Below are 21,925 nucleotides of genomic sequence, written 5' to 3'. Positions count from 1 at the left end.
CTTGATTGAAGACAGGAAAACAGTGGCCCCGGCCCGGCAGGGCCGTCCCGCCGGAGCCACGCGGATGGTTCAGTCCTCGGCGATGTCGGCGAGCTCGCTCAGCGGAAGCGGCTTCAGCGGCGGGCGGACACGGAAATAACCGGCCTCGGCCTCTGACACGCCGCGCGTGCGGGCGACAAGGGCGGTAACCGCCGGGCCGCAAGTTCTGCCCTGGCACGGCCCCATGCCGCAGCGCAGAAAGGCCTTGAGCTGGTTCGGGCCCGGTGCCCCACCCGCTACGGCCTGCCGGATGGCGCCGGCCGTAACTTCCTCGCAGCGGCACACAAGCGTCGTATCGGTCGGGTTCAGAACCTCTTCCGCCGGCGCATAGAGCGCTTCCAGAAACGGCCTTACGGCAGCATCGCGCTTCAGCCGCCGGCGAATGGCGGGGATACGGGCCTCTGCGCCCCGGACGCCTTCCAGCGCGGCAATGCGCAGGGCCACAAGCTGTCCGCGCAGGACCGCCGACGCGGCACCGCCAATCCCGGCACCGTCACCGGCGACAAAAACGCCAGCTTCGCTGGTTTCAAAAAAGACATCGGTGCGCGGAACAAAGGCCTGCTGGGTGGGATGCCAGTCATGCTCACAGCGCAGCATCCGGGTGAGCTGCGGGTTGGGGACCACCCCCATATGGAGAGCAACCTGGCTGCATTCGATCCGATGCGCCTCTCCGGCGATCTCGAAGTGCACGGCCGTAGCCTCCCCACTCCCTTCGATCCAGAACCCCGATGCCCCCTGGTACCAGGCCACACCCGCCTGACGAAGCGCCCGCAGCATGCCGGCGCCCTTTACCAGATAGCGCCAGCCTGCGAGCGCGCGCGGCAGAAACGGCAGGGCCCGGCGCAACCGGTTGGCCGGGCCGATCTCCACCACCGCGCGGGGGGCCACACCGGCTGCGATCATCTGCTGGGCAAGCAGCAGCAGCAGCGGCCCGGCCCCGGCAAGGACGGCGCTCTGCGCCACGCCGCCATGTGCCTTCAGCAAAATCTGCAAGGCGCCCGCCGTCGTGACCCCGGGCAATGTCCAGCCCGGCACAGGCACTGGCCGCTCCACGGCGCCCGTCGCCACCAGAAGGCGACTGGCGCTTATGCGCCGGCTGCCTGCACCTGTTGAAAGGTCGAGCAGGAAATGCCCGTCCTTGCGCTCGGCATTCCACAACAATGTCGAGGGCAGGTAGTCAGCCCCGCTGGCCCGGAAGCCGGCCGCCAGTGCCGACCCTTTTGCGTAATCGGCACCAAGGACAGCGAGACGCTGCGGCGATGCCTGTTCAATTGCCCGGTAGATCTGGCCACCCGGTTGGGCCTGCTCGTCGAGCACAATGACCGAAAGGCCCTGCCGCGAAGCTTCCGTCGCCGCGGCCATGCCGGCCGGGCCGGCACCGATCACTGCAAGCTGGTACTGTTTCACAAGCCCCCCTCCGGGCCGCCCGTGAGGGCAAGCCTCGCGGCACCGGCCTGCCGGCGCACAACCATGCCGGGGCGGACGGCAACCATGCAGGCCTGCCGGTTTGGAACGCCGTCGATCTCCATGAGGCACTCAAAGCAGCTTCCCATCAGGCAATAAGGGGCCCGGGAAGCGCCGCTTGCGGGTGTCGATCGTGTGGTGCGGATGCCGGCAAGCATGAGCGCGGCGGCAACAGTGTCCCCCGGTGCAGCGGAAATCCGGGTTCCCTCAAAATCGAATTCGAGACCCTCGTCTTCCTTGTCGGCACCGCCCGCAGGCACTGGCTCCAGACGCTTCAGCATCACCCGATCCGCTTTTGTTTCAGGAACTTTGTCTTGCAGGCCTCCTTATAATTCAAATAACATTAATACCGGACTGCATCTGGATTTGTTATATGCTCAGCCAACGTTCGCTTGAGGCGTTTCACGCCACGATCATCACCGGCTCGGTGTCGGGCGCAGCCGATATGCTGAATGTCTCCCAACCTGCCGTCAGCCGGTTGATCCGCGATCTGGAGCAGGCGCTGCAGATCGACCTTTTCCTGCGCATGGGGGGCAAGGTTGTCCCGACCCCGGAGGCGCGGGAGCTGGCCCTTGAGGTCGAACGTGCCTTTATCGGCCTGACCACCATCGAACGGGCCGCCATGGAAATCCGGCGCGGCCGCCGCGCGGCCATCTCGGTCGCGGCGATGCCCGCCCTCTCCCAGACGATCCTGCCGGATGTCCTGATTGCCCTGCGGCGCAAGATGCCGACGGTCCAGATCGAACTCATGGCCATGCAGACCCAGGACGTGATCCGGCAGGTGGCCTCGCGGCAGTGCCAGATCGGCTTTACCTCGCCGACACGCCAGCAGTTTGAAGTCGATTTGCTGCAGAAATTCGACCTGCCCTACCGGTGCATCCTGCCCGCGGGGCACGAATTGGCGGAGAAGGACGTCATCGAGATTTCCGACCTCGATGGCCGCGATTTCGTCTCCTTCAATGCCAGCACCGCAACCGGCCAGATGCTCGACCGCATTTTCGCCGGGCGGCAAAAGCCGCCGGTCGTGACCGTCCGGTCCCATCTCTCCCCGGTCATCAGCGCTCTGGTCGCGCGGGGCATGGGGGCCGGCATTGTCGATCCCTTCACGGCACAGGAATTTGCCCGCACCGGCGGCGTTTCCCGGCCGGTTACTCTCAAGGAACAATTTTCCTGCGCGGTGGTCCGCCCGCTCGGGCAAAAACTGACCAGTGAAATCGAGATCCTGCTTTCGTCCTTCGAGGAGCAGATCGAAGCAGCCCTGGCCGCCGGCTGAGAACCCTGAGCCGGACCGGCACTGCTCAGCGCAGTGCCGGAGACACCAGATGGGTTAGCGCAGCGCCGGTTTCGTAATAGGCGGCCTTCAGCGCGGTAAAGCGTTCGCTATAGCGCTCGATCGGCGCAACCGGCAGGGCATCCGGGTTGCCTTCCAGCAGCGCCACCGCCGACTGGGTGCCGAACACGGTGCCTGGCGAAATGCCGCGGCCGGAATAACCAAAGGCGGCATAGGCGTTGGGACCGAAGGCGACCACCTTGGGGATATGGTCCGCCGGCATGGCGATACGGCCCCGCCAGCCATATTCGAACTTCAGCTTGCGCAGGGCCGGGAACAGGCTGCTGAGCTTGCGCCGCGCCCATGATTTGTGGATGGCAGCGCCAGGCCCGTCGCTGTTGCCGATACCGCCGATGATCATGCGGCCGGCAAGGTCGGTGCGGAAGGAAGACATGACTTCCGCCGTATCCCAGCAGCCCTCGCCGCCCGTCAGGATGCGCTGGCGCGCGGCTTCCGGCATCGGCTCGGTAGCAAACTGGCAGTAGCTGACGGCCGTATATTCGGCCTTGAACGGGGTTTCGATGCCGAGCTGGTAGGCATTGGTGGCAACCAGCAGATGCCTTGCCTTCACCTCATGTCCGTTGGCACGGGCAACCCACACATCCCCCTGCCGGGTGAGCGAGGTCACCGGCGAGCGGTCATGGATGGCCGCGCCGTTGGCCGCCGCCGCCCGGGCAAGACCCCGGCAATAGGCCAGCGGCTGGATGGTGCCGGCGCGCGGATCGAAGAGCGAGCCGAAGAAGGTGTCGTGAACACCGGTGCGGCGGGCCGTCTCGAAACCATCGAAGAGCTCCAGCGGGGCGCCATAGCGGTTGCCCTGACGGTGACGCTCTTGCAGATCCTTGAGGCCGGCAGGCGAGTGGGCGAGGTGAAGCGTGCCGTTACGGATCGGCTCACAGGCAATGCCTTCCCTCTCGATGATCGAGAAAACCCGGCCCGGGCCCTGCCCCAGCTCGTCGATCAGGCGCCGGCCTGCCGCCTCGCCCATCTGGGCGATGACGGTTTCCGGCGGCAGCCACAGGCCGGCATTGACGAGGCCGACATTCCGCCCCGAGCCGCCATGGCCGATGATCTCGGCCTCCAGCAGGCATACCGTGGCGCCGCGTCGCGCTGCTTCCAGCGCCGCGGCATTGCCGGTAAAGCCGCCGCCCACGATCAGCAGGTCGACGGTCTTGTCGCCGGCAAGCGGCGTTGCCAGAGAATGTTCTTCCGCGCTTGCCCGCCACAAAATGCCGGCATCGCCGGAAATGGCGGGAGCGCCTGCGGGCTTTATTACCTCGGGGGCCGCGCGCAAGGCCGCGCAAGCGGCAGCAATGCGCTTCAGCGCCTCCTGTAACTCGGCCTCGGAAGTGGCGTAGGAGATGCGGAAATAGGGCGAGAGGCCGAAGGCCGAGCCCGGCACCACCGCCACATGCGCCTCTTCCAGCAGATAGTCGGTAAAATCGCTATCAGTGGCGATGCGCTTGCCCTTGGGGCTGATGCGCCCCATCAGCCCGGCGCAGCTGGCAAAGGTGTAGAACGCCCCTTCCGGCACCCGGCACTCAAGCCCGTCGATGGCATTAAGCGCAGCCACGACCAGATCGCGCCGGCGCTTGAAACTCTCCTGCCGGGGGGCGAGGAAATCCTGCGGGCCGTTAAGCGCCTCGACCGCCGCCGCCTGGCTGACGGAAGAGGGGCAGGAGGTTGCCTGGCTCTGGATAACGGCCATGGCCTTGATGAGTGCCTTCGGCCCGCCGGCATAGCCGATGCGCCAGCCGGTCATGGCATAGGCCTTGGAAACGCCGTTGATGGTGAGCGTGCGGGGCTTGAGCTTCGGCTCCAGCGCCGCCGGCGTCACGAAACGGAAGCCGTCATAGACGATATGCTCGTACATATCGTCGACCATCAGCCACACATGGCGCTGGGTCAGCAGCACATCCAGCAGCGGGCGGTAATCCGCCTCACTATAGGCCGCACCCGATGGGTTGGAGGGGGAGTTGAGCAGCACCCAGCGGGTTTTGGGGCTGATCGCGCGCTGCAGCTGCTCCGCCTTCAGCCGGAAACCGGCCTTGCCGTCGCAGGGCAGCAGCACCGGCACGCCGCCACACAGCTCCACAATGTCGGAATAGGACGTCCAGTAGGGCGTCGGGATGATGACCTCATCGCCGGGATTGAGGCTCGCCATGAAGGCGTTGAAGAGGATCTGCTTGGCGCCGGTGGCAACGGTGATTTCGTCGAGCGCATACTCGACGCCGTTTTCGCGGGCAAACTTGGCGGCAATCGCCGCCTTGAGCTCCGGCGTGCCATCGAGCGCGGTGTATTTGGTCTCCCCGCGATCGATGGCCGCCTTGGCCGCCGCCTTGATGGTATCGGGCGTATCGAAATCGGGCTCGCCGGCACCAAGAATGATGACCGGCAGGCCCTGCTTCTTCATGGCGCCGGCACGCGCGCCAATCTGCAGGATCTTCGAGACGCCGATGGAGGCGATACGGGAGGCGGGCCGGAAGCCCGCCTCCAAAGCCTGAGGCTCAAGGGGCATGAAGGGTTTACTCGATGTCGAAGGAGACACCCTGCGCCAGCGGCAGGGCCTTGGAGTAGTTCACCGTATTGGTGGCACGACGCATATAGGCTTTCCAGGCATCGGAGCCGGATTCACGGCCGCCGCCGGTTTCCTTCTCGCCGCCGAAGGCCCCGCCGATCTCGGCGCCGGAGGTGCCGATATTGACGTTGGCGATGCCACAATCGGACCCGTCGGCTGCCAGGAAGCGCTCGGCCTCCTGCACATTGAGGGTGAAGATGGAGGAGGAAAGGCCCGCCGCCACCGCATTGTGATCCTCAAGCGCCTTGTCGAAGTCCGAATACTTCATGACGTAGAGGATGGGGGCGAAAGTCTCTTCCAGCACCGGGCCGGCCTGCTTCGGCATCTCGACGATGGCCGGGCGCACATAATAGGCGCTGTCCTTGCCGGCCTCGGCCACCCGCTCGCCGCCGGTGATGCTGCCGCCCTCGGCCTTCGCCGCGGCAAGCGCCTTCTGCATATTGTCGAAAGCCGGCTTGTCGATCAGCGGACCGACAAGCGCCGTGGTTTCCAGCGGGTTGCCGACGGAGACGCTGAGATAGGCCTTCTTGAGGCGCGGCACGAGCTGGTCGTAAACGCTCTCATGCACAAAGAGGCGGCGCAGCGTGGTGCAGCGCTGACCGGCGGTGCCCATGGCGCCGAAGGCGATGGCGCGCAGCGCCATGTCGAGATCGGCCGTGGGGCAGACGATGCCGGCATTGTTGCCGCCGAGCTCAAGGATCGAGCGGGCGAACCGCTTGGCCAGACGCGGAGCGACTTCCTTGCCCATGCGGGTGGAGCCGGTGGCGGAAACGAGCGCGACCCTGGGGTTATCCACCAGCGCCTCGCCCACATCGCGCGCGCCGATCAGCACCTGGGAGAGGTTTTTCGGCGCGGAACCGAAGCGGGCCGCCGCACGCTCGAAGATGGCCTGGCAGGCAAGCGCGGTCAGCGGCGTCTTTTCCGACGGCTTCCACACTGTGGCATCGCCGCACACTAGCGCGAGCGCTGCATTCCACGACCAGACGGCGACCGGGAAGTTGAAGGCGGAGATGATGCCGACGACGCCCAGCGGGTGCCAGGTTTCCATCATGCGGTGGCCGGCGCGCTCGGTGGCAATGGTGAGGCCGTAAAGCTGACGGGAGAGACCGACGGCGAAATCGCAGATGTCGATCATCTCCTGCACTTCACCGAGACCCTCGGAGGTGATCTTGCCGGCCTCGATGGAAACGAGGCGGCCGAGATCGGCCTTGGAAGCGCGCAGCTCTTCACCCAGCAGGCGCACCAGCTCGCCGCGGCGCGGGGCCGGCACGAGGCGCCATTCCTTGAAGGCTTCGTGCGCGCCGTCGATGACCTTTGCCGTCTCCGCCGCTGACACCGTCTTGAGTTTGGCGATTCCCTCCCCGCTGACCGGGCTGAAGGAAGCCATGTCCCCACCCGTCCAGGCGGCACGCGGCACGCCCAGCTTGTCGAGAAGGGCGGCGGTTTCCTGCTTCACATCAACGCTCTTGGTCATCGGTCTTTCCTTTTTTCCAAATTCCGGGGCGGGCTGGTGCCGCCTTGTCCTGATGTCAGAAACTCATCGCACCGAGCGGGCCCGGCGAGGTGATGTCCTTGAGCCCTGCCGCCAGCCGGCGCAGCTCCCGGGGGGTATATTTGTCGTAGAAGGTCTGGTTCTTGCGGCCGATAGCGTGTTCGGCGCTGAAGCTGCCGGCGAACCCTTCCACCGCCACCTCGAACACCCAGCTGCGCAGCGCGTCTTCAAACGCCGGCCCGGCAAGGCGCGGATCGTCTTTGGCCACCACGAGGTTGAAGTGCACGCCGCCATCGCCGATATGGCCGAAATCGCAGACGGTGACGCCGGGGAACTTGCCCGGCAGGTCAGCCTTCATCTGCTCCAGAAAGCGCATGATGTCGCCGCGGCGGAAGGCGAGATCGAAGGCGATCAGCCGGCCCTTGTGCTTCACCCCTTCGGAAAGGGCGTGGCGCAGCGCCCAGATTTCATGCGGCGGGCCAACAAAGGCATCGGCGAGCGGCGCATCCTCCCGCTCCCAGATGGCGCCCAGCACCTCTTCGAGCATCGCATCCAGCGGCTGCTCGCCCTCACGCGGGCCGTTGGAGCGTGACAGCTCGGCCAGAATGACGAATTCCGGCACCACCCCGCCCTGGAAAGGATTGCGCAGCGAGGGCACGTGATCCAGCGCCGCCCGCACGGCATTGCCGGACATGCCCTCAAAGGCGGAAAGCGTGCTGCCGACCGCCTCTTCCATCGCCAGCAGGAGCGCCGGCACCTGCTCCGGCGCGGCGGGCACCAGCAAGGCGGTGGCGGACTGGCGCGGTGCCGGCTCCAGATTGAGCACACATTCGGTGATGATGCCGAAGGCGCCGGAGGTGCCGATGAAGAATTGCTTCCAGTCGACGCCGGTATTGTTCTTGCGCAAACCAGAGGAAAGATCGAGCACCGTTCCCGCCTCATCCGCCAGCACGACGGTGAGGCCCAGCGTGTTGTGGCGCACATCGCCATAACGCAGGAACCGCGAGCCGCCGGTGTTGGTGGCGATCATGCCGCCAAGGCGCGGATCGGCGCCGAGGTCGATGGGGAAAAACAGGCCATGCTCTTCCAGGCGGCCATTGAGATCGCTGAGGCGCAGGCCCGCACCGGCCTTTACCGTGCGGTTTACCCGGTCGAGATCGAAGGTGCCGGTCAGGCGGTCAAGGCTCAGCACGCCCTGCTTGCCGCTGCCATCCGGCGTGGAGCCGGAGACGAGGCCGGTATTGCCGGACTGCGCCACGAGGGCGATGCCCTGCTTCACGCAATAGGCAACAACGGCGGACACTTCCGCCGTCGAGGCCGGGCGAGCGACAAAGGCAGCGCTGCCCTTGTCGTAACGGGCGCCCGTTTCGTAGGCGACCATGTCCGCCCCCGTCAGCAGCCCCTTGTCGCCAAGCAGGCCGCGCAGCGCGTCCAGATGGGTCGGATCAATCATGCTCGGTGCCCTGTGATCATCATTCCGCAGCAACGGCGCGGGAGACGACGCCAAGGCAACCTTCCAGCGAAGCCCGCTCGATACCGGCATAATGGGCGAACTCATCCAGCACCGAAGCGCCGAGATCACGCTCGAACATCACCTGATTGGGGCTTGCCGCAAAATCCTGCGCCGCCTCGTCGCCGAGGTTGGACTGGAAGATACCGGCAGCGCTGACCGGCAGGAAGTCCTCGTAGATGATCGGGTCAAACTGCACGAGCCCTTCGGCAATCGCCGTTTCCAGATCAAGCGCGCGGCCGGTGGCAAGCTTGCCCCTTTCCGTCAGCGAGTAGCTGAAATAGGCAAGGCCGGCCTTGCGCATCGCGTCCCAGTCATCCGGGAAGGCGGCGAAGACGTCCGCCAGCGCCGCTTCATACTCGGCGGCGTTGGATCCGTCGGCGGCAGGACGCACCCGGGCGCGGGAGGCATCCAGCAACTGGTCATAAAGCGCGCGGCCCTTGGGCGTCAGTGCCACGCCACGCTGCTCGATCTCGCCGAAGCGGGCGGTGTGGGAGCCCTCATGCCAGGCGCCGTCGGCGCCGATGAAGGAAACAGCCTCCTCCAGCGCCTTGAACGAGGTCTGGCGCAGGAGGATGGCGCAGCTGCGCGTCGGCGGACCTTCGACCACGGCCTTGGGGGCAATGCCTTGCGCCGGCATCAGCGCCTGCACCTTGTCGATATCAAGTGTGCGCGGCGTCAGATGGTTAATGTGCGGCCCCTTGAAGGAGACAACATCGGCAATCAGGCGATGGGCATCATGCAGGCGCTTGTACATACCGGCGCTGACCAGCGCACGATCATGCCAGCGGAACGTCTCCAGCACCTCGCGCACGAAACGCGCGGCATCGGCAACATCAAGCCCGCCTTCTGCCTCCGCCTTTTCAACAAGGCGCACCGCCTCGTCGGTAAAGATGCGGCGCCTTGCCAGCACATCGGCGGCTTCCTGGCGCAGCTTCTCATCCGCAATGAGGTCCAGCCGGAGCAGCGAGGTAAAGACACGGAACGGATTGAGCTTCAGGCTTTCTTCCGCCACCGGGCGGAAGGCGGTGGAGTGCACCGGAACGCCGGCTTCCGTCAGGTCGTAATACCCGACCGGAAACATGCCCATGACGGCAAAGGCACGGCGCATCATGGCAAGCTCCGCCGTGGTGCCGAGACGGATGGCCCCGTGACGTTCTTCGGAGATGCGCTCCAGCGATCCGGTCGCTTCCAGCCGCGCGGCGAGTGTGGCATCGCCGGCCAGAACCGCGTCATTCACCCGGGCGACGAGCGACATCAGCGTGCCGTAGGCGGGCACTTCGTCGCGGTACATCGCTGACATGGCGCGGGAGAATTCCGCACGGATATGGTCGGCACTCACAAAATTCCGGGCCGTCATCGCACTCGCACTCTCATCTCAAGGAGCACCCGCCTCTCAGAAGGCTGGCGCCAATCATTCTTGTTTTTCATACTAGCGGGAAGATTTGACCGGTTACAGCGACCGATCTGAACGACTTCATGCGAGTTTGGAATGAAGCTGGCCCGAAACGCCCTTCCCGACCTTTCCGTGCTGCAGGCTTTCGAATGTGCGGCGCGGCATGGCAGCTTCACCCAGGCCGCCGCCGAGTTGAACCTGACGCAAAGCGCCGTCAGCCGGCAAATCCGCGCGCTGGAAGACCAGCTGCATGTCACCCTCTTCGAGCGTATCCGCAAACGTGTGGTGCTGTCGGCCGCCGGCAAGGCGCTTTTACCCGATGTGGTGCGCCTGCTCGGCCAGACGGAAGAGATGGTGCTGCGCGCCATGGCCGCGCCGGATGGCAAGGACACGCTGACGGTTGCCACCCTGCCCACGTTCGGCAATCGCTGGCTCATGAAGCGCCTGCCGGCTTTTCTCGCCGGCCATCCGGGCACGGTGCTCACCGTCGCCTCCCGCTCAGAGCCGTTCGACCTGATGGCGGAAGATTTCGATATTGCCATCCACTATGGCCAACCGGTCTGGGCGCATGCCACCTGCACTTACCTTTGCAGCGAAATCATCCTGCCGGTGGCAAGCCCGGCTCTGCTGGAAAAACTGCCGGTGAACGGCCCGGCGGATTTTGAAAAAGCGCCGCTGCTCCACCTCACCACCCGGCCCCGGCTGTGGTCCGACTGGTTTCAGGCCAATGCCCACGAGGGCGCCGGTGCCTTCCAGGGCCACCGGTTCGACCAGTTCAGCATGATCATCGAGGCGGCCCTGCAAGGGCTCGGCTTCGCCTTGCTGCCGCGTTATCTGATCGAGGATGAGCTGGCCTCCGGCCGCCTGGGCATCACGCTCGACCGGCCGATCACCACGGCCAACAGTTATTATATCGTGACGCCCGAAGGCAAACAGGGCACCGCCATCACCCGCCAGTTCCAGGACTGGCTGCTGGGGCAGGTGTCGCGCTGACGATCGGATTGCGGGGGACTAACGCTGCCTGTCCGCCTTTACCTGCTCCCGGGACCACCAGGAGAAGATGACGAAGCCCAGATCGAGCATCGGCACCAGATGGTTAAGTTCCAGCGAGCGCAGGTGGGAACGCGGCTTGACCTTCAACGTGCCGCCCGGGAGCTTTATGTAGAGCCACGCCATCGCCGCCACCCGCCATCCTTCCTTCAGGGGCCGGGTCCACCAGAAAGGCAGCCTCCTTCCATGTGCCGGCTCTCTTTTGGAACGCGGCAGTCACGGACAAGGCTGCATCTCGTGAAACCTGAACTGCCTTAACCCCTAGGCGGTGGCGGCGCGGCTGTCTGCGTCCATTTTTGACAGGATAAACGAAGCCCCGGCGGGTGAGGCCGGGGCACATTTCTCTCAGACCGTTTCCAGCGCCGGAAAGTCGATATAGCCCTCCGCCCCGCCGCCATAATAGGCAGCCGCCGGCGCTTCAGTGAGCGGCGCTTCGCGGCGCAGGCGCTCGACCAGATCGGGGTTGCCGATGAAGGGCCGGCCGAAAGAGACCATATCGGCATGGCCGGAGGCGACGGCCTTGAGGGCCATGCCGCGGTCATAGCTGTTGTTGGCGATGTAACTGCCGCCAAAGGCCGCGTGCAGGGCCTTGAAGTCAAAGGCACCGGCGGCATTGTCACCACGGGTCTGCCCCTCGATGGCATGCAGCCAGGCAAGGCCCAGTTTGCCAAGCTCGCGGGCCAGATAGCCGTAGGTTGCCTGCGGGGTGCTATCGAGCGGGGTATCGCCGATGGCGGTGGAGAGCGGGGAGAGCCTGACGCCGACCCGGTCCGCGCCCCAGATTTCCGCCACCGCCGTCACCACCTCGATGGGCAGGCGGGCGCGGTTCTGGATGGAGCCGCCATACCGGTCCGTGCGCTTGTTGGTGCTGTCGCGCAGGAACTGCTCCAGCAGATAACCATTGGCGATATGCACTTCCACGCCATCGAAACCCGCCTTCAGCGCGTTTCGGGCGGCACGGCGGTAATCCTCGATAAGGGCCGGGATTTCTTCCAGCGCCAGCGCGCGGGGCATCGATGGCTGCAGCATGCCCTCCAGCGTAAAGACGGTGCCACCGGCCTGGATTGCCGACGGGGCGACCGGCGCCACGCCCTTTTCCTGCAGGCTGACATGCGAGATACGGCCGACATGCCAGAGCTGGAGCACGATGCGCCCACCCGCCTCATGCACGGCCTTTGTCACCTCGGCCCAACCTGCGACATGGGCGCCCTCATAGATGCCGGGGGTCAGCGCATAACCACGCCCGGCGCGGGAGATGTTGGTTGCCTCCGCCACGATGAGGCCGGCGCTGGCGCGCTGGTGGTAATATTCTGCGGCGAAAGGCGACGGCACACCTTCCATGTCGGCCCGCGAGCGGGTGAGCGGGGCCATGGCGATGCGGTTGGCGACAGGGATGGCGCCGATATGGCCGGGCGCAAAAAGATCGGCCTTATGAGGGGTGGTCATTTCAAGGGATCCTTTCGGGCAAAGCGGGGCCGTCCCTCCCCCGGCGCCGTCACGGCAGCCGGGGGAGAAGGGCAGTCTTTCGCGGATGCGGTCAGAGAGAGGTCAGTCGCCGAGCGGCAGCGGGGCAGCCGGGTTCACGAGGCCGGCATTACGCAGTTCCCACCAGAAGTCGGTCGGCACTTTTTCCTGAAGCGCGGCGCTATCCTCGGCGATACGGCCGGGACGGCTTGCGCCGGGGATGACCGCCGCAACGGCAGGGTTGGCGAGCGAGAACTGGAGGCCTGCGGCCTTCATGCTCACGCCATAACGATCGGCAATCGCCTTGATGTCAGCCACCTTCCTGAGAATGGCCGGGGTGGCAGGAGCATATTCGAAATTGGGCCCGCCGACGAGGGCGCCGGAGCTGTAGGGGCCGCCAACCACGATGCCGAGGCCCCGTTCGGCCACCAGCGGCATCACGCGCTGCAGCGCCCGGTCATGGTCGAGCAGCGTGTAGCGCCCGGCCAGCAGGAAACCATCGGGGCGATTGTTCTCCAACCCCAGCAGCAGCTCGATGGGCTCGACACGGTTGACGCCCAGGCCCCAGGCCTTGATCACGCCCTCATCCCGCAACCGGTCGAGCGCCTTGAAGGCCCCCTTGCGGGCGGTCTCGAACACATCGAGCCACTCATCACCATAAAAATCCTGGGCGACATCATGGACGAAAGCAATTTCGATACGGTCCGTATCGAGGCGCTTCAGGCTGTCCTCAATGGAGCGCAGCGTGGCGTCTTCCGAATAGTCATTCACGATCCGGTTCGGGCGGCCATGCTTGAAGACATCGCCTTTTTCGCCATTGTCGCGGGCGCTCACATCCTCAACCTCGTCGAGGATCACGCGGCCAACCTTGGTGCTGATGACGTACTCATCCCGCGGCCGGCCGACGAGCGCCTCGCCCATGCGGATTTCGGCAAGGCCGGCGCCATAGAAGGGGGCGTTGTCGAAATAGCGGATGCCATCGTTCCAGGCGGCATTCACGGTTTCCAGCGCTTCCTCCTCGGGAATGGCGCGGAACATGTTGCCAAGCGGGGCCGCGCCGAAACCGAGGCGGCTGGGGAGAATATCCTTGAGAGCCATTTTAAAACCCTTTCGGAGCAAAGTGTGGGGGGCTGTCTGGCGCGGCAGGGCCGTCAGCTTTGAGCGAATGACAATAAGGGCAAGGCATCTGAACGACGGCCAACATCCGTCTCACGAAAACAATGCGGATGATTGAACACTTGTCGTCCAGAAGCCGTGGTTGTTTCCCTAGAGCAGGCCGAGGATCAGCGCTGCCGCGGCGGCCGAGGATTGCGGGTTCTGCCCGGTGACAAGGCGGCCATCCTTGATGGCGTGTGATGCCCAGTCCGCGGCGGGGTGATGGATGGCGCCCAGCTCCTTGAGGCGCGTTTCCAGCAGGAACGGCACCTTTTCCACTCCGCCCACGGCGCGTTCCTCGGCATCGGTAAAGGCGGCGACATGGCGGCCAGCGATAAAGGGCGTGCCATCCGGGCGACGCATGCCGGCAAAGACGGCCGGCGCATGGCAGAGGCTGGAAATCACCCGGCCGGTTTCGTCAAAGCGGAAGAGCAGGTCATGCAGCTTCCTGTTATAGGGCATGTCGAAGACGGCCCCGTGGCCACCCGGCATGTGGACGGCATCAAACCCATCCGTCTCCAGAGTGTCGAAGGCGGGAGTGTCCGCGAGCAAGGCGAGGGGGCGGTTCCAGGCGAGAGCCTGTTCGGGAGTCGGGTTGCTCTTGGGGTCAACCGGGACCCGGCCGCCGGCAATGGAAGAAACCACGACCTCGTGACCAGCAGCGGTCAGGGCGAGGTATGGCACAGCGTGCTCCTCGGCCCAGAGGCCGGTGAGCTCATTATTCAGCATGCGCTCGTGGCTGGTGAGGATGAAGAGGATGCGGGACATCGGCTGGCTCCTTGCTGGCGCCCGCCTTCTTGCCGGGCGCGCTGTTTGGGATGCCCGGATCATGTCCCGCACCGATACATTCCGGAAATTTATTACTGTGATTTCAGATATTCACATGAGATTATAACTCATGCGTTATGACCTGAATCTGCTGCCGACCTTCATTGCCTTGATGGAGGAGCGCAACGTAACCCGCGCCGCCGAGCGGCTGGGCATTACCCAGCCCGCCCTTTCCAACGCGCTGACACGGCTGCGCACCACGCTGCAGGACCCGCTTTTTATCCGCGAGCGCTACGGCATGCAGCCGACGCAGAAAGCACTGGAGCTGGCGCCGGTTATCGCGGCAGCACTCGCCTCGCTGGATGATGTAGTGCTGGGCCAGCAGGCGTTCGACCCGTCAAAGGCCGAGCTACTCTTTACCGTCGCCCCCAACAGCTATGTCGAGTTCGTGCTGATGCCGGCGGTGGTGGCGAAGCTGCGCGAGGTGGCACCCAACATCAAGCTGCGCCTTACCCCCTTCGGCAGCGATCTTGCCGAGACCGGCGTGGTTTCCGGCTCCACAGCAATGGTGCTGGGGCGCATCGTCGACCCGCCTGACAATCTGGTGGTGCAGCACATGATGGAAGACGGGCTCGCCTGCGTGGTGCGGGCAGACCACCCGCAGGTGAAGGAGAGCCTCACGCGCCAGCAATATGAGCAGATGCGCCACGTCAACATGCTGCCGCCGGGCCGCCTGCGTGCCGGTCTGTTCCAGGCGCTGGATCGGCAGGGGCTTAGGCGGGATGTGGCGGTTTCCGTCACCCACTTCCTTGCCATCCCGGAACTCATCGCCGTGACGGATTATTGTTCGACATTGCCGAAGCTGATCTGCCGCTTCCTTGCCCGCGACAAGCGGCTAAAGGTGCTGCCCTCGCCGGTCGATCTCGGCACCTTTCCGGTGGAGATGGCCTGGCATGTGCGCTACCGGCACGATCCGGCCCATCGCTGGCTGCGCACGCTGATCGCCGAGGTAGCGCGGGAGGTCGCGGCCGGCTGAGCGGCAGCAATAGCCGGGCAGCAGCAGTGCCCACCGGCAGGCCGGGCCGCGGGCAACAGGCTCCGCCGGAGCGCGCCCCCACTTCCCCCGAAGCATTGGCCCGCCCTGCGGATCCCGCTCCCCGCGACCCTGAACCCGACATCCAGCCTATGAAAGGGCCGGGGTAGCGTCAGCGTCCATTTTTGATGCGCGGGGCGGGCGCACCGCCGCCCCTCAGGTCCGGGTAGAGACCGGTGGTTTTCCGGCCCCGGCGGAAAGCCGGGCCAGCGCATCCACAAAGGCCCGCTCGATAATGGCAAGCTTTTGCGCCTGGGCACGGGCGTACTCGTCATGAAACGCCCGTGAAATCCAGATGCGCGAGCGCCCGCGCCGCCCGCTCCAGCCGACACCGCCAATGGACTCAGCGGCTGCAAACTTGCGGCTGGTATGGGCGCGGGAAAGGCCGAAAGCCTCGGCCAGATGCGAGATGGCGCTGACATCGGTCAGGAACTTGTCGCGCTCCGGTGACACTTCCGGGCCGATGCCGGCAATCAGCCGGTCCATGATCAGCCCGCCGGCATCGGCCCAGGTGAAGATGGAATAGAGCGGGCCGGGCTGGCGGATACCGGGGTCGGCCAGCAAGGCACGGGCGATCTCCGGCTCGGCCAGAGCAAGAAGGGCCTCGGGGGCTTCCTGAAACCGGCCTGTACGCTCTGCCTTGTCGATCAGATCAAGCGCCTGCAGATGCGCGGCAAACCAGTGGGCCAGCATGGTGAGGGTTGCCGGTGACGGGGCGGCCAGGCAGCCCTCGCCGGCGGCGCTGCCCGGGACCGGGCGGATGACGCCGTATTTCAACGCCTCATCAAAAAAGGCATAGGCGGTATTGCGGCTGGCAATGGCATGCCGCAGCGCCAGTTGGCCGAGATCCCGCCGGCCAAGCCCCGGCCGGGCCGGGTCGTCCATGCGGAAATAGAGCGCAAGCGCGGCATGGCAGAGGAGCCAGCGCTGCTGGGTGGCAAAAAGCGCGGCCGTGCGCGGGGCCGCCTCATGAATAGCGACAAAGCCCTGGGCCAGTTGCCGGATGGCCACGGAAAATCCCGGAGCGGCGAGAAGCCGCCGAACAGCCTCATCCTGCGACGGCTCCAACTGTGCAAGAGCCGTCCGCAACCGCCGGGATACCGGCAACTCCACGATCACGCCCATGAGCCGCCCCTCAAAAATACGGGGAGCGCGCCTGACCGATACCGGCGAAGGCACACCCAACTGACTACCGCCGTACCGCGAGGGCATCGGCGCCGTCTTCTCAACGGGTGCAAAGCAAGTGATTTTCCGGGAGGTGCGTCAGATCGCGCGGGAGAACAGGCGGCGCTAGTGCAGGCTTGCCTGCTCCCGCAATTCGCCCGGCGCCAGACCAAACTGGGCGCCGAACAGCCTGTAGAAGGTGGCGAGACTTTCAAAGCCGCAGGCATAGGCGACTTCGGTTACCGGCAAGGCCGGGTCCTGCAGCAGCAGCGCACGGGCATCCTCAAGGCGCAAGCCCGCAAGCGTGCGGGCAAAAGTCTGCTCCGCCCCCTCGAACACCAGATGCAGCTGGCGCAGCGAGATGCCCAGCTCGGCGGCAACGGCAGCCGGGGTTACCTCCCAGCGGCGCCGGTCACGCTGCAGGATCTCAAGCGCGGCATAACGCAGGCCTGCCCGCAGGGCCGCCCTTACCTCCGGCAGGGCGACGGAAAGGCGTCCGCGGGCCGCAAGAGCCAGCCGGGCAAGCCCGCTGACCTCCCCGGCCGGATCGGCCAGCTTGCTGCCGTCAGCAACAAGGGCATTGAACAGGGCGCGGAACGGCCGGGCGAAAACCGGCCTCTCCAGATAACGGGTCGCGAAGAGATCATGGGCCGGCTGGCCAAGCGTCAGCCTGTCATCGAGCGGTATCTTGAGCATGAGGCAGTGAAAGCTCTCATGACTGCCCGGCAACCCTTGGTGCGGCAGATCGGAATGGGTGACGACCAGATCACCCTCCCGCACTATGTCGGTGTGGTCGCGGCCCGAGCGCAGCAGGCCGCCCCCCTTCACCTGCAGCGCGATGCACAGGCTGTCGCCGGCAATGCGCCCGATATCCGCTTCGGTGCGGCTGACATGATAGGCCGAGGCCCGCATTTCAGAGGCAATGGCACTGCCGACGGCATGGGCACGAAAGAAGCCGCTGAAAGCGGGGCGGCGCTCGGACGGCAGTTCAATGGTGACGCCAAACAGGCTGCGCCCGCGCACTTCGCGCCAATGGTCGAAGCGATCCTGCGGGGCAATGTCATCGGTATCGAAACGGATCATGATCGCCTGCTCGCCCCTCCTCGAGAGCCAACAGCCTTTGTCCATCCAGCATCGTCATGGGAGCGATCGGAAGGAAAGGACAAAATGCGGGAAAGCCGTCCTGAGTGCCGTTGGGAAAGGATTACGCCTCAATTCGACGACATGGCCGCCGGATCGCCTCAAAGACAAGAAACCCTGATTGCTTCCGCCAGGACATCGGGCGCTTCGGTAAAATGCCCAAAAGGGAGGATCAGGGATGACGAAAGACGAGCTGTCAGAAAAATACCGCGCCTATATCGACTGCCTGAACCGGCGGGACTGGTCCCGTCTGGGAGATCATGTTGTCGAGAGCGCCGAACATAACGGACGCAAATTCGGCCTTGGCGGTTACCGCAGGATGCTTGAAGGCGACGTCGCCGCGATCCCTGACCTCCATTTTCACATCGATTTCCTCATAGCCGATCCTCCCATGATCGGCGCGAGGCTACTCTTCGACTGCACACCCCGGGGAGAGCTGTTTGGCCTGCCGGTCAATGGCAGGCGAGTGCACTTCACCGAAAACGTCTTCTACCGCTTCGAGGATGGCAAGGTCGCCGGCGTCTGGTCGGTCATCGATATCGCCGCGATCCGGGCGCAGATCGGGGTCTGAGCTCGGCGTTTCCCTGGAGGTGTAGACATGCGGGTGAGCCCGGCGATCAGGGGAAATGCGTAAAACAGATCAGGTCGATGTCGGCGCACGGCCTTGCGGTTCGTCCTAGGGATAGATGCTCGCAAGAGCGCAACCAAAAGGACCATCCGAGATGATAAAGACAGTCGCAATCCTCATCGCCCGCCTGATCTTCGGCGGCGCTTTCCTGATGGCGGCCTCGTTCAAGTTTTCCGGCATGGAAGACACGGCGCAATACATCGCGGCCATCGGCTTCCCCTTCCCGCTCTTTTTCGCATGGGTCGCCGCCTTCTTTGAAATCGCACTGGCCCTGGCTTTCTTATCCGGGGCATTTTTCTCCGAAGCGGCGGTGCTGGCCGCGGCCTATGTGCTGTTTCTCGGCCTCGCCTTCCATGGCCCCTCCCGCTGGGAGGCAAACCCGATGGAATTCGGCTTCTTCGTCGATCACTTCACCTATATCGCCGGCCTACTGTTTGCCGCCGTTCACGGCTCGGGCGAGAAGCTGGCGCTTACATGGCACATCCGCTGGCGCTCGTCCGGACTGGCTCGAACCTAAGCAACTTTCCCCTGTCCCCCAGCCGAGCCCGTAAAAGTAAAAACCCCACCGTCAATACGAGCGGTGGGGTTTGATATTTGGGCTTGGGGGCAGGATTTACCGCCTCATCCACCTTGCGGTGGCTGCTGCGTTGCCCTGCGCAGCGGTGCTGCTCCGGGCCGAACCTGGAGCCGGCTTCTCTCATCTGTCCACCGAGCCCGTAAAAGCAAAGACCCCAGCGCTTTGGGCACTGGGGTCTTTGCTTTTATGGGTGCGGGGGCAGGATTTGAACCTGCGGCCTTCAGGTTATGAGCCTGACGAGCTACCGGGCTGCTCCACCCCGCAGGGGTGCGATTTGTGCTGGGGAGGGGCCGGTTGGGTGCAGAGTATGAAGAGGGAAGCTTTGTTCTGTTTGATTGATAGACCTGGCGATGACCTACTCTCCCACGTCCTGACGACGCAGTACCATTGGCGCTGAAGGATTTCACGGCCGAGTTCGGAAAGGGATCGGGTGTTTCGCCTTCGCCAGGACCACCAGGTCGATTAATCAAACAGATGTTTGCAAGCGCGCTTGCTGGCAAACAGGGTTGTTTCTTGATCCGAGTAACCCGTGCGGGGTGCCTCTTGGTGGAGGACTTGCATGTATAACGGAGTGGAGTGAACAAGCCGGTCGGGCAATTAGTAACGGTAAGCTTCACGCATTACTGCGCTTCCACATCCGTCCTATCAACGTGGTGGTCTTCCACGGCCCTGATAGGGAGTTCTGGTTTTGAGGTCGGCTTCCCGCTTAGATGCTTTCAGCGGTTATCCGTTCCGCACTTAGCTACCCGGCGATGCCGCTGGCGCGACAACCGGTACACCAGAGGTGCGTCCATCCCGGTCCTCTCGTACTAGGGACAGCTCCTCTCAAAACTCCTACACCCACGGCAGATAGGGACCGAACTGTCTCACGACGTTCTGAACCCAGCTCACGTACCTCTTTAAATGGCGAACAGCCATACCCTTGGGACCTGCTCCAGCCCCAGGATGAGATGAGCCGACATCGAGGTGCCAAACACCCCCGTCGATGTGGACTCTTGGGGGGTATCAGCCTGTTATCCCCGGCGTACCTTTTATCCGTTGAGCGATGGCCCTTCCATGCGGAACCACCGGATCACTATGACCGACTTTCGTCTCTGTTCGACTTGTCTGTCTCACAGTCAGGCAGGCTTATGCCATTGCACTCGACGGCTGATTTCCGACCAGCCTGAGCCTACCTTCGCACGCCTCCGTTACTCTTTGGGAGGCGACCGCCCCAGTCAAACTACCCACCATGCAGGGTCCCGGACCCGGATAACGGGCCGCGGTTAGATATCAGGATACTCAAGGGTGGTATTTCAAGGATGGCTCCATCCGAGCTGGCGCCCGAACTTCAAAGCCTCCCACCTATCCTACACATGAGAACCCTGATACCACTGCAAAGCTGTAGTAAAGGTGCACGGGGTCTTTCCGTCTGACCGCGGGTACGCCGCATCTTCACGGCGAATTCAATTTCGCTGAGTTGGTGTTGGAGACAGCGGGGCAGTCGTTACGCCATTCGTGCAGGTCGGAACTTACCCGACAAGGAATTTCGCTACCTTAGGACCGTTATAGTTACGGCCGCCGTTTACCGGGGCTTCGATTCAAAGCTCTCACCTCTCCTCTTAACCTTCCGGCACCGGGCAGGCGTCAGACCCTATACGTCGTCTTGTCGACTTCGCAGAGCCCTGTGTTTTTGCTAAACAGTCGCCACCCCCTGGTTTGTGCCCCCGGCCCCTGCTTGCGCAAGAACCGGGCCTCCTTCTCCCGAAGTTACGGAGGTATTTTGCCGAGTTCCTTCAACACCATTCTCTCAAGCGCCTTGGTATACTCTACCAGCCCACCTGTGTCGGTTTGGGGTACGGTCTTGATGATGGGGCTATTTCCCGGAAGTCCTTGGCTGCCAGACCAATCCAATAAGGTCTGACAACGTCCAGCCTTCGTCACCTCCATCAGGTCACGGAATATTAACCGTGTTCCCATCGACTACGGCTTTCGCCCTCGTCTTAGGGGCCGACTGACCCTGCGCGGATTAGCCTTGCGCAGGAACCCTTGGGCTTTCGGCGGGAGTGTTTCTCACACTCCTTGTCGCTACTCATGTCAGCATTCTCACTTCTGATACCTCCAGGACCCCTCACGGGTATCCCTTCACAGGCCTACAGAACGCTCCGCTACCACGTGATCTAAAAGATCACATCCACAGCTTCGGTATATGGCTTGAGCCCCGGTACATCTTCGGCGCAGGATTGCTTAACTAGATCAGTGAGCTATTACGCTTTCTTTAAAGGATGGCTGCTTCTAAGCCAACCTCCTGATTGTCTTGGCCTTCCCACATCCTTTCCCACTTAGCCATAATTTGGGGACCTTAGCTGGTGGTCTGGGCTGTTTCCCTCTTGACGACGGACCTTATCACCCGCCGTCTGTCTGCCGTGCTCTACTCACCGGTATTCGGAGTTTGGTTAGGTTTGGTAAGCCTCGCGGCCCCCTAGCCCATCCAGTGCTCTACCCCCGGCGGCAATACACGACGCGCTACCTAAATAGCTTTCGCGGAGAACCAGCTATTTCCGAGTTTGATTGGCCTTTCACCCCTAGCCACAGATCATCCCCGTCTTTTTCAACAGACGTGGGTTCGGTCCTCCAATGCATGTTACTGCATCTTCAACCTGTCCATGGCTAGATCACCCGGTTTCGGGTCTAATCCGTACGACTGATCGCGCTGTTCACACTCGCTTTCGCTTCGCCTTCGCCTATCGGCTTAAGCTTGCCGCACAGATTAAGTCGCTGACCCATTATACAAAAGGTACGCGGTCACCCTTGCGGGCTCCCACTGATTGTAGGCATCCAGTTTCAGGGTCTGTTTCACCCCCCTTATCGGGGTGCTTTTCACCTTTCCCTCACGGTACTGGTTCACTATCGGTCGTCGAGGAGTACTTAGGCTTGGAGGATGGTCCCCCCATGTTCAGACAGGGTTTCACGTGCCCCGCCCTACTCAAGGACTTGTGGAATTTCTACCCGTACGGGGCTATCACCCGCTTTGGCCGACCTTTCCATGTCGTTCCGGTTCTTAACCACAAGCCACTGGCCTGGTCCGCGTTCGCTCG

At 63.8% G+C, this 21,925-nt stretch carries 17 protein-coding genes, 1 tRNA gene, 2 rRNA genes and 1 pseudogene (1 of these 21 running past the window's edge); 5 read left to right on the top strand and 16 right to left on the bottom strand.

Annotation, left to right across the window (positions count from 1 at the left end; all coding sequences use genetic code 11):
- Window positions 1–69: 69 nt before the first annotated feature.
- Entirely contained in the window at window positions 70–1,446 is a 1,377-nt protein-coding gene (locus tag QTL98_RS02870) for an FAD-dependent oxidoreductase (protein WP_445680719.1), read from the bottom strand.
- On the bottom strand, window positions 1,443–1,784 hold the full coding sequence (locus QTL98_RS02865; protein WP_445680718.1) for a (2Fe-2S)-binding protein: 342 nt from the start codon (window positions 1,782–1,784) through the stop codon (window positions 1,443–1,445). The genes QTL98_RS02870 and QTL98_RS02865 overlap by 4 nt, the downstream gene beginning before the upstream one ends.
- 92 nt (window positions 1,785–1,876) lie before the next feature.
- On the opposite strand from QTL98_RS02865, the gene QTL98_RS02860 reads away from it, so the two are divergent.
- Entirely contained in the window at window positions 1,877–2,776 is a 900-nt protein-coding gene (locus QTL98_RS02860) for a LysR substrate-binding domain-containing protein (protein ID WP_445680717.1), read from the top strand.
- Window positions 2,777–2,801: 25 nt separating this feature from the next.
- Here the strand turns inward: QTL98_RS02860 and QTL98_RS02855 are convergent, their stop codons facing one another.
- The 5 genes and pseudogenes from QTL98_RS02855 to hglS all read right to left on the bottom strand — a co-directional run bounded on the left by QTL98_RS02855 (window position 2,802) and on the right by hglS (window position 9,773).
- On the bottom strand, window positions 2,802–3,986 hold the full coding sequence (locus QTL98_RS02855; protein WP_445682075.1) for an NAD(P)/FAD-dependent oxidoreductase: 1,185 nt from the start codon (window positions 3,984–3,986) through the stop codon (window positions 2,802–2,804).
- A 138-nt stretch (window positions 3,987–4,124) separates the two neighbouring features.
- Window positions 4,125–5,351 (bottom strand): annotated as a pseudogene (locus QTL98_RS02850) (pyridoxal phosphate-dependent aminotransferase); the annotation flags it as partial.
- A gap of 7 nt (window positions 5,352–5,358) precedes the next feature.
- Window positions 5,359–6,885, bottom strand: coding sequence for an L-piperidine-6-carboxylate dehydrogenase (gene amaB / locus QTL98_RS02845; RefSeq protein WP_445680716.1), 1,527 nt, complete (start codon window positions 6,883–6,885; stop codon window positions 5,359–5,361).
- A gap of 55 nt (window positions 6,886–6,940) precedes the next feature.
- Entirely contained in the window at window positions 6,941–8,356 is a 1,416-nt protein-coding gene (locus QTL98_RS02840) for an FAD-binding oxidoreductase (RefSeq protein WP_445680715.1), read from the bottom strand.
- 19 nt (window positions 8,357–8,375) lie between these two features.
- Window positions 8,376–9,773, bottom strand: a complete 1,398-nt coding sequence (hglS, locus tag QTL98_RS02835; RefSeq protein WP_445680714.1) for a 2-oxoadipate dioxygenase/decarboxylase HglS — start codon at window positions 9,771–9,773, stop codon at window positions 8,376–8,378.
- A gap of 132 nt (window positions 9,774–9,905) precedes the next feature.
- On the opposite strand from hglS, the gene QTL98_RS02830 reads away from it, so the two are divergent.
- A complete protein-coding gene (locus QTL98_RS02830) occupies window positions 9,906–10,802 on the top strand; it encodes a LysR family transcriptional regulator (protein ID WP_445680713.1) in 897 nt (298 codons plus the stop codon).
- Between the two features lie 18 nt (window positions 10,803–10,820).
- Here QTL98_RS02830 and QTL98_RS02825 read toward each other — a convergent pair whose 3' ends face one another.
- The 4 genes from QTL98_RS02825 to QTL98_RS02810 form a co-directional block, all read right to left on the bottom strand.
- Window positions 10,821–10,985, bottom strand: a complete 165-nt coding sequence (locus tag QTL98_RS02825; protein WP_445680712.1) for a hypothetical protein — start codon at window positions 10,983–10,985, stop codon at window positions 10,821–10,823.
- Between the two features lie 219 nt (window positions 10,986–11,204).
- Window positions 11,205–12,305 (bottom strand): alkene reductase, encoded by a 1,101-nt coding sequence (locus tag QTL98_RS02820; RefSeq protein ID WP_445680711.1) that lies wholly within the window; start codon window positions 12,303–12,305, stop codon window positions 11,205–11,207.
- Window positions 12,306–12,407: 102 nt separating this feature from the next.
- Window positions 12,408–13,421 carry an aldo/keto reductase gene (locus QTL98_RS02815; RefSeq protein ID WP_445680710.1) on the bottom strand — a complete coding sequence of 338 codons (1,014 nt, stop codon included), beginning with the start codon at window positions 13,419–13,421 and terminating at the stop codon, window positions 12,408–12,410.
- Between the two features lie 168 nt (window positions 13,422–13,589).
- Window positions 13,590–14,246 carry a type 1 glutamine amidotransferase domain-containing protein gene (locus QTL98_RS02810; RefSeq protein ID WP_445680709.1) on the bottom strand — a complete coding sequence of 219 codons (657 nt, stop codon included), beginning with the start codon at window positions 14,244–14,246 and terminating at the stop codon, window positions 13,590–13,592.
- A 130-nt stretch (window positions 14,247–14,376) separates the two neighbouring features.
- On the opposite strand from QTL98_RS02810, the gene QTL98_RS02805 reads away from it, so the two are divergent.
- Window positions 14,377–15,282 carry a LysR family transcriptional regulator gene (locus QTL98_RS02805; protein WP_445680708.1) on the top strand — a complete coding sequence of 302 codons (906 nt, stop codon included), beginning with the start codon at window positions 14,377–14,379 and terminating at the stop codon, window positions 15,280–15,282.
- Window positions 15,283–15,495: 213 nt separating this feature from the next.
- Here QTL98_RS02805 and QTL98_RS02800 read toward each other — a convergent pair whose 3' ends face one another.
- Window positions 15,496–16,464 carry a hypothetical protein gene (locus QTL98_RS02800; protein ID WP_445680707.1) on the bottom strand — a complete coding sequence of 323 codons (969 nt, stop codon included), beginning with the start codon at window positions 16,462–16,464 and terminating at the stop codon, window positions 15,496–15,498.
- 165 nt (window positions 16,465–16,629) lie between these two features.
- On the bottom strand, window positions 16,630–17,526 hold the full coding sequence (locus tag QTL98_RS02795) for an AraC family transcriptional regulator (RefSeq protein WP_445682074.1): 897 nt from the start codon (window positions 17,524–17,526) through the stop codon (window positions 16,630–16,632).
- 295 nt (window positions 17,527–17,821) lie between these two features.
- Between QTL98_RS02795 and QTL98_RS02790 the strand changes: the two genes are divergently transcribed.
- Entirely contained in the window at window positions 17,822–18,214 is a 393-nt protein-coding gene (locus QTL98_RS02790) for an ester cyclase (RefSeq protein WP_445680706.1), read from the top strand.
- Window positions 18,215–18,365: 151 nt separating this feature from the next.
- Window positions 18,366–18,788 (top strand): DoxX family protein, encoded by a 423-nt coding sequence (locus QTL98_RS02785; RefSeq protein ID WP_445682073.1) that lies wholly within the window; start codon window positions 18,366–18,368, stop codon window positions 18,786–18,788.
- A 247-nt stretch (window positions 18,789–19,035) separates the two neighbouring features.
- On the opposite strand, the gene QTL98_RS02780 is transcribed toward QTL98_RS02785, so the two are convergent.
- From QTL98_RS02780 to QTL98_RS02770, 3 genes are all read right to left on the bottom strand, one after another.
- A tRNA-Met gene (locus QTL98_RS02780) sits at window positions 19,036–19,112 on the bottom strand.
- 78 nt (window positions 19,113–19,190) lie between these two features.
- A 5S ribosomal RNA gene (rrf, locus tag QTL98_RS02775) occupies window positions 19,191–19,306 on the bottom strand.
- 118 nt (window positions 19,307–19,424) lie between these two features.
- Window positions 19,425–21,925: ribosomal RNA gene (locus QTL98_RS02770) — 23S ribosomal RNA — on the bottom strand; it runs 295 nt beyond the window's last position.

The organism is Radicibacter daui, assembly GCA_030657355.1.
GTDB lineage: Bacteria > Pseudomonadota > Alphaproteobacteria > Radicibacterales > Radicibacteraceae > Radicibacter > Radicibacter daui.
The sequence above is the reverse complement of the archived record's forward strand: the minus strand, read 5'-3'. Positions and strand labels throughout refer to the sequence as shown.

Bases quoted from the DNA above. Each gene is read 5' to 3' on its own strand.
- QTL98_RS02860 (WP_445680717.1), top strand. From the start codon at position 1,877: ATGCTCAGCCAACGTTCGCTTGAGGCGTTTCACGCCACGATCATCACC.
- QTL98_RS02830 (WP_445680713.1), top strand. From the start codon at position 9,906: ATGAAGCTGGCCCGAAACGCCCTTCCCGACCTTTCCGTGCTGCAGGCT.
- QTL98_RS02825 (WP_445680712.1), bottom strand. From the start codon at position 10,985: ATGGCGTGGCTCTACATAAAGCTCCCGGGCGGCACGTTGAAGGTCAAG.
- QTL98_RS02790 (WP_445680706.1), top strand. From the start codon at position 17,822: ATGACGAAAGACGAGCTGTCAGAAAAATACCGCGCCTATATCGACTGC.
- QTL98_RS02805 (WP_445680708.1), top strand. From the start codon at position 14,377: ATGCGTTATGACCTGAATCTGCTGCCGACCTTCATTGCCTTGATGGAG.
- QTL98_RS02865 (WP_445680718.1), bottom strand. From the start codon at position 1,784: ATGCTGAAGCGTCTGGAGCCAGTGCCTGCGGGCGGTGCCGACAAGGAA.
- hglS (WP_445680714.1), bottom strand. From the start codon at position 9,773: ATGACGGCCCGGAATTTTGTGAGTGCCGACCATATCCGTGCGGAATTC.
- QTL98_RS02815 (WP_445680710.1), bottom strand. From the start codon at position 13,421: ATGGCTCTCAAGGATATTCTCCCCAGCCGCCTCGGTTTCGGCGCGGCC.
- QTL98_RS02820 (WP_445680711.1), bottom strand. From the start codon at position 12,305: ATGACCACCCCTCATAAGGCCGATCTTTTTGCGCCCGGCCATATCGGC.
- QTL98_RS02810 (WP_445680709.1), bottom strand. From the start codon at position 14,246: ATGTCCCGCATCCTCTTCATCCTCACCAGCCACGAGCGCATGCTGAAT.
- QTL98_RS02840 (WP_445680715.1), bottom strand. From the start codon at position 8,356: ATGATTGATCCGACCCATCTGGACGCGCTGCGCGGCCTGCTTGGCGAC.
- amaB (WP_445680716.1), bottom strand. From the start codon at position 6,885: ATGACCAAGAGCGTTGATGTGAAGCAGGAAACCGCCGCCCTTCTCGAC.
- QTL98_RS02785 (WP_445682073.1), top strand. From the start codon at position 18,366: ATGATAAAGACAGTCGCAATCCTCATCGCCCGCCTGATCTTCGGCGGC.
- QTL98_RS02800 (WP_445680707.1), bottom strand. From the start codon at position 16,464: ATGGGCGTGATCGTGGAGTTGCCGGTATCCCGGCGGTTGCGGACGGCT.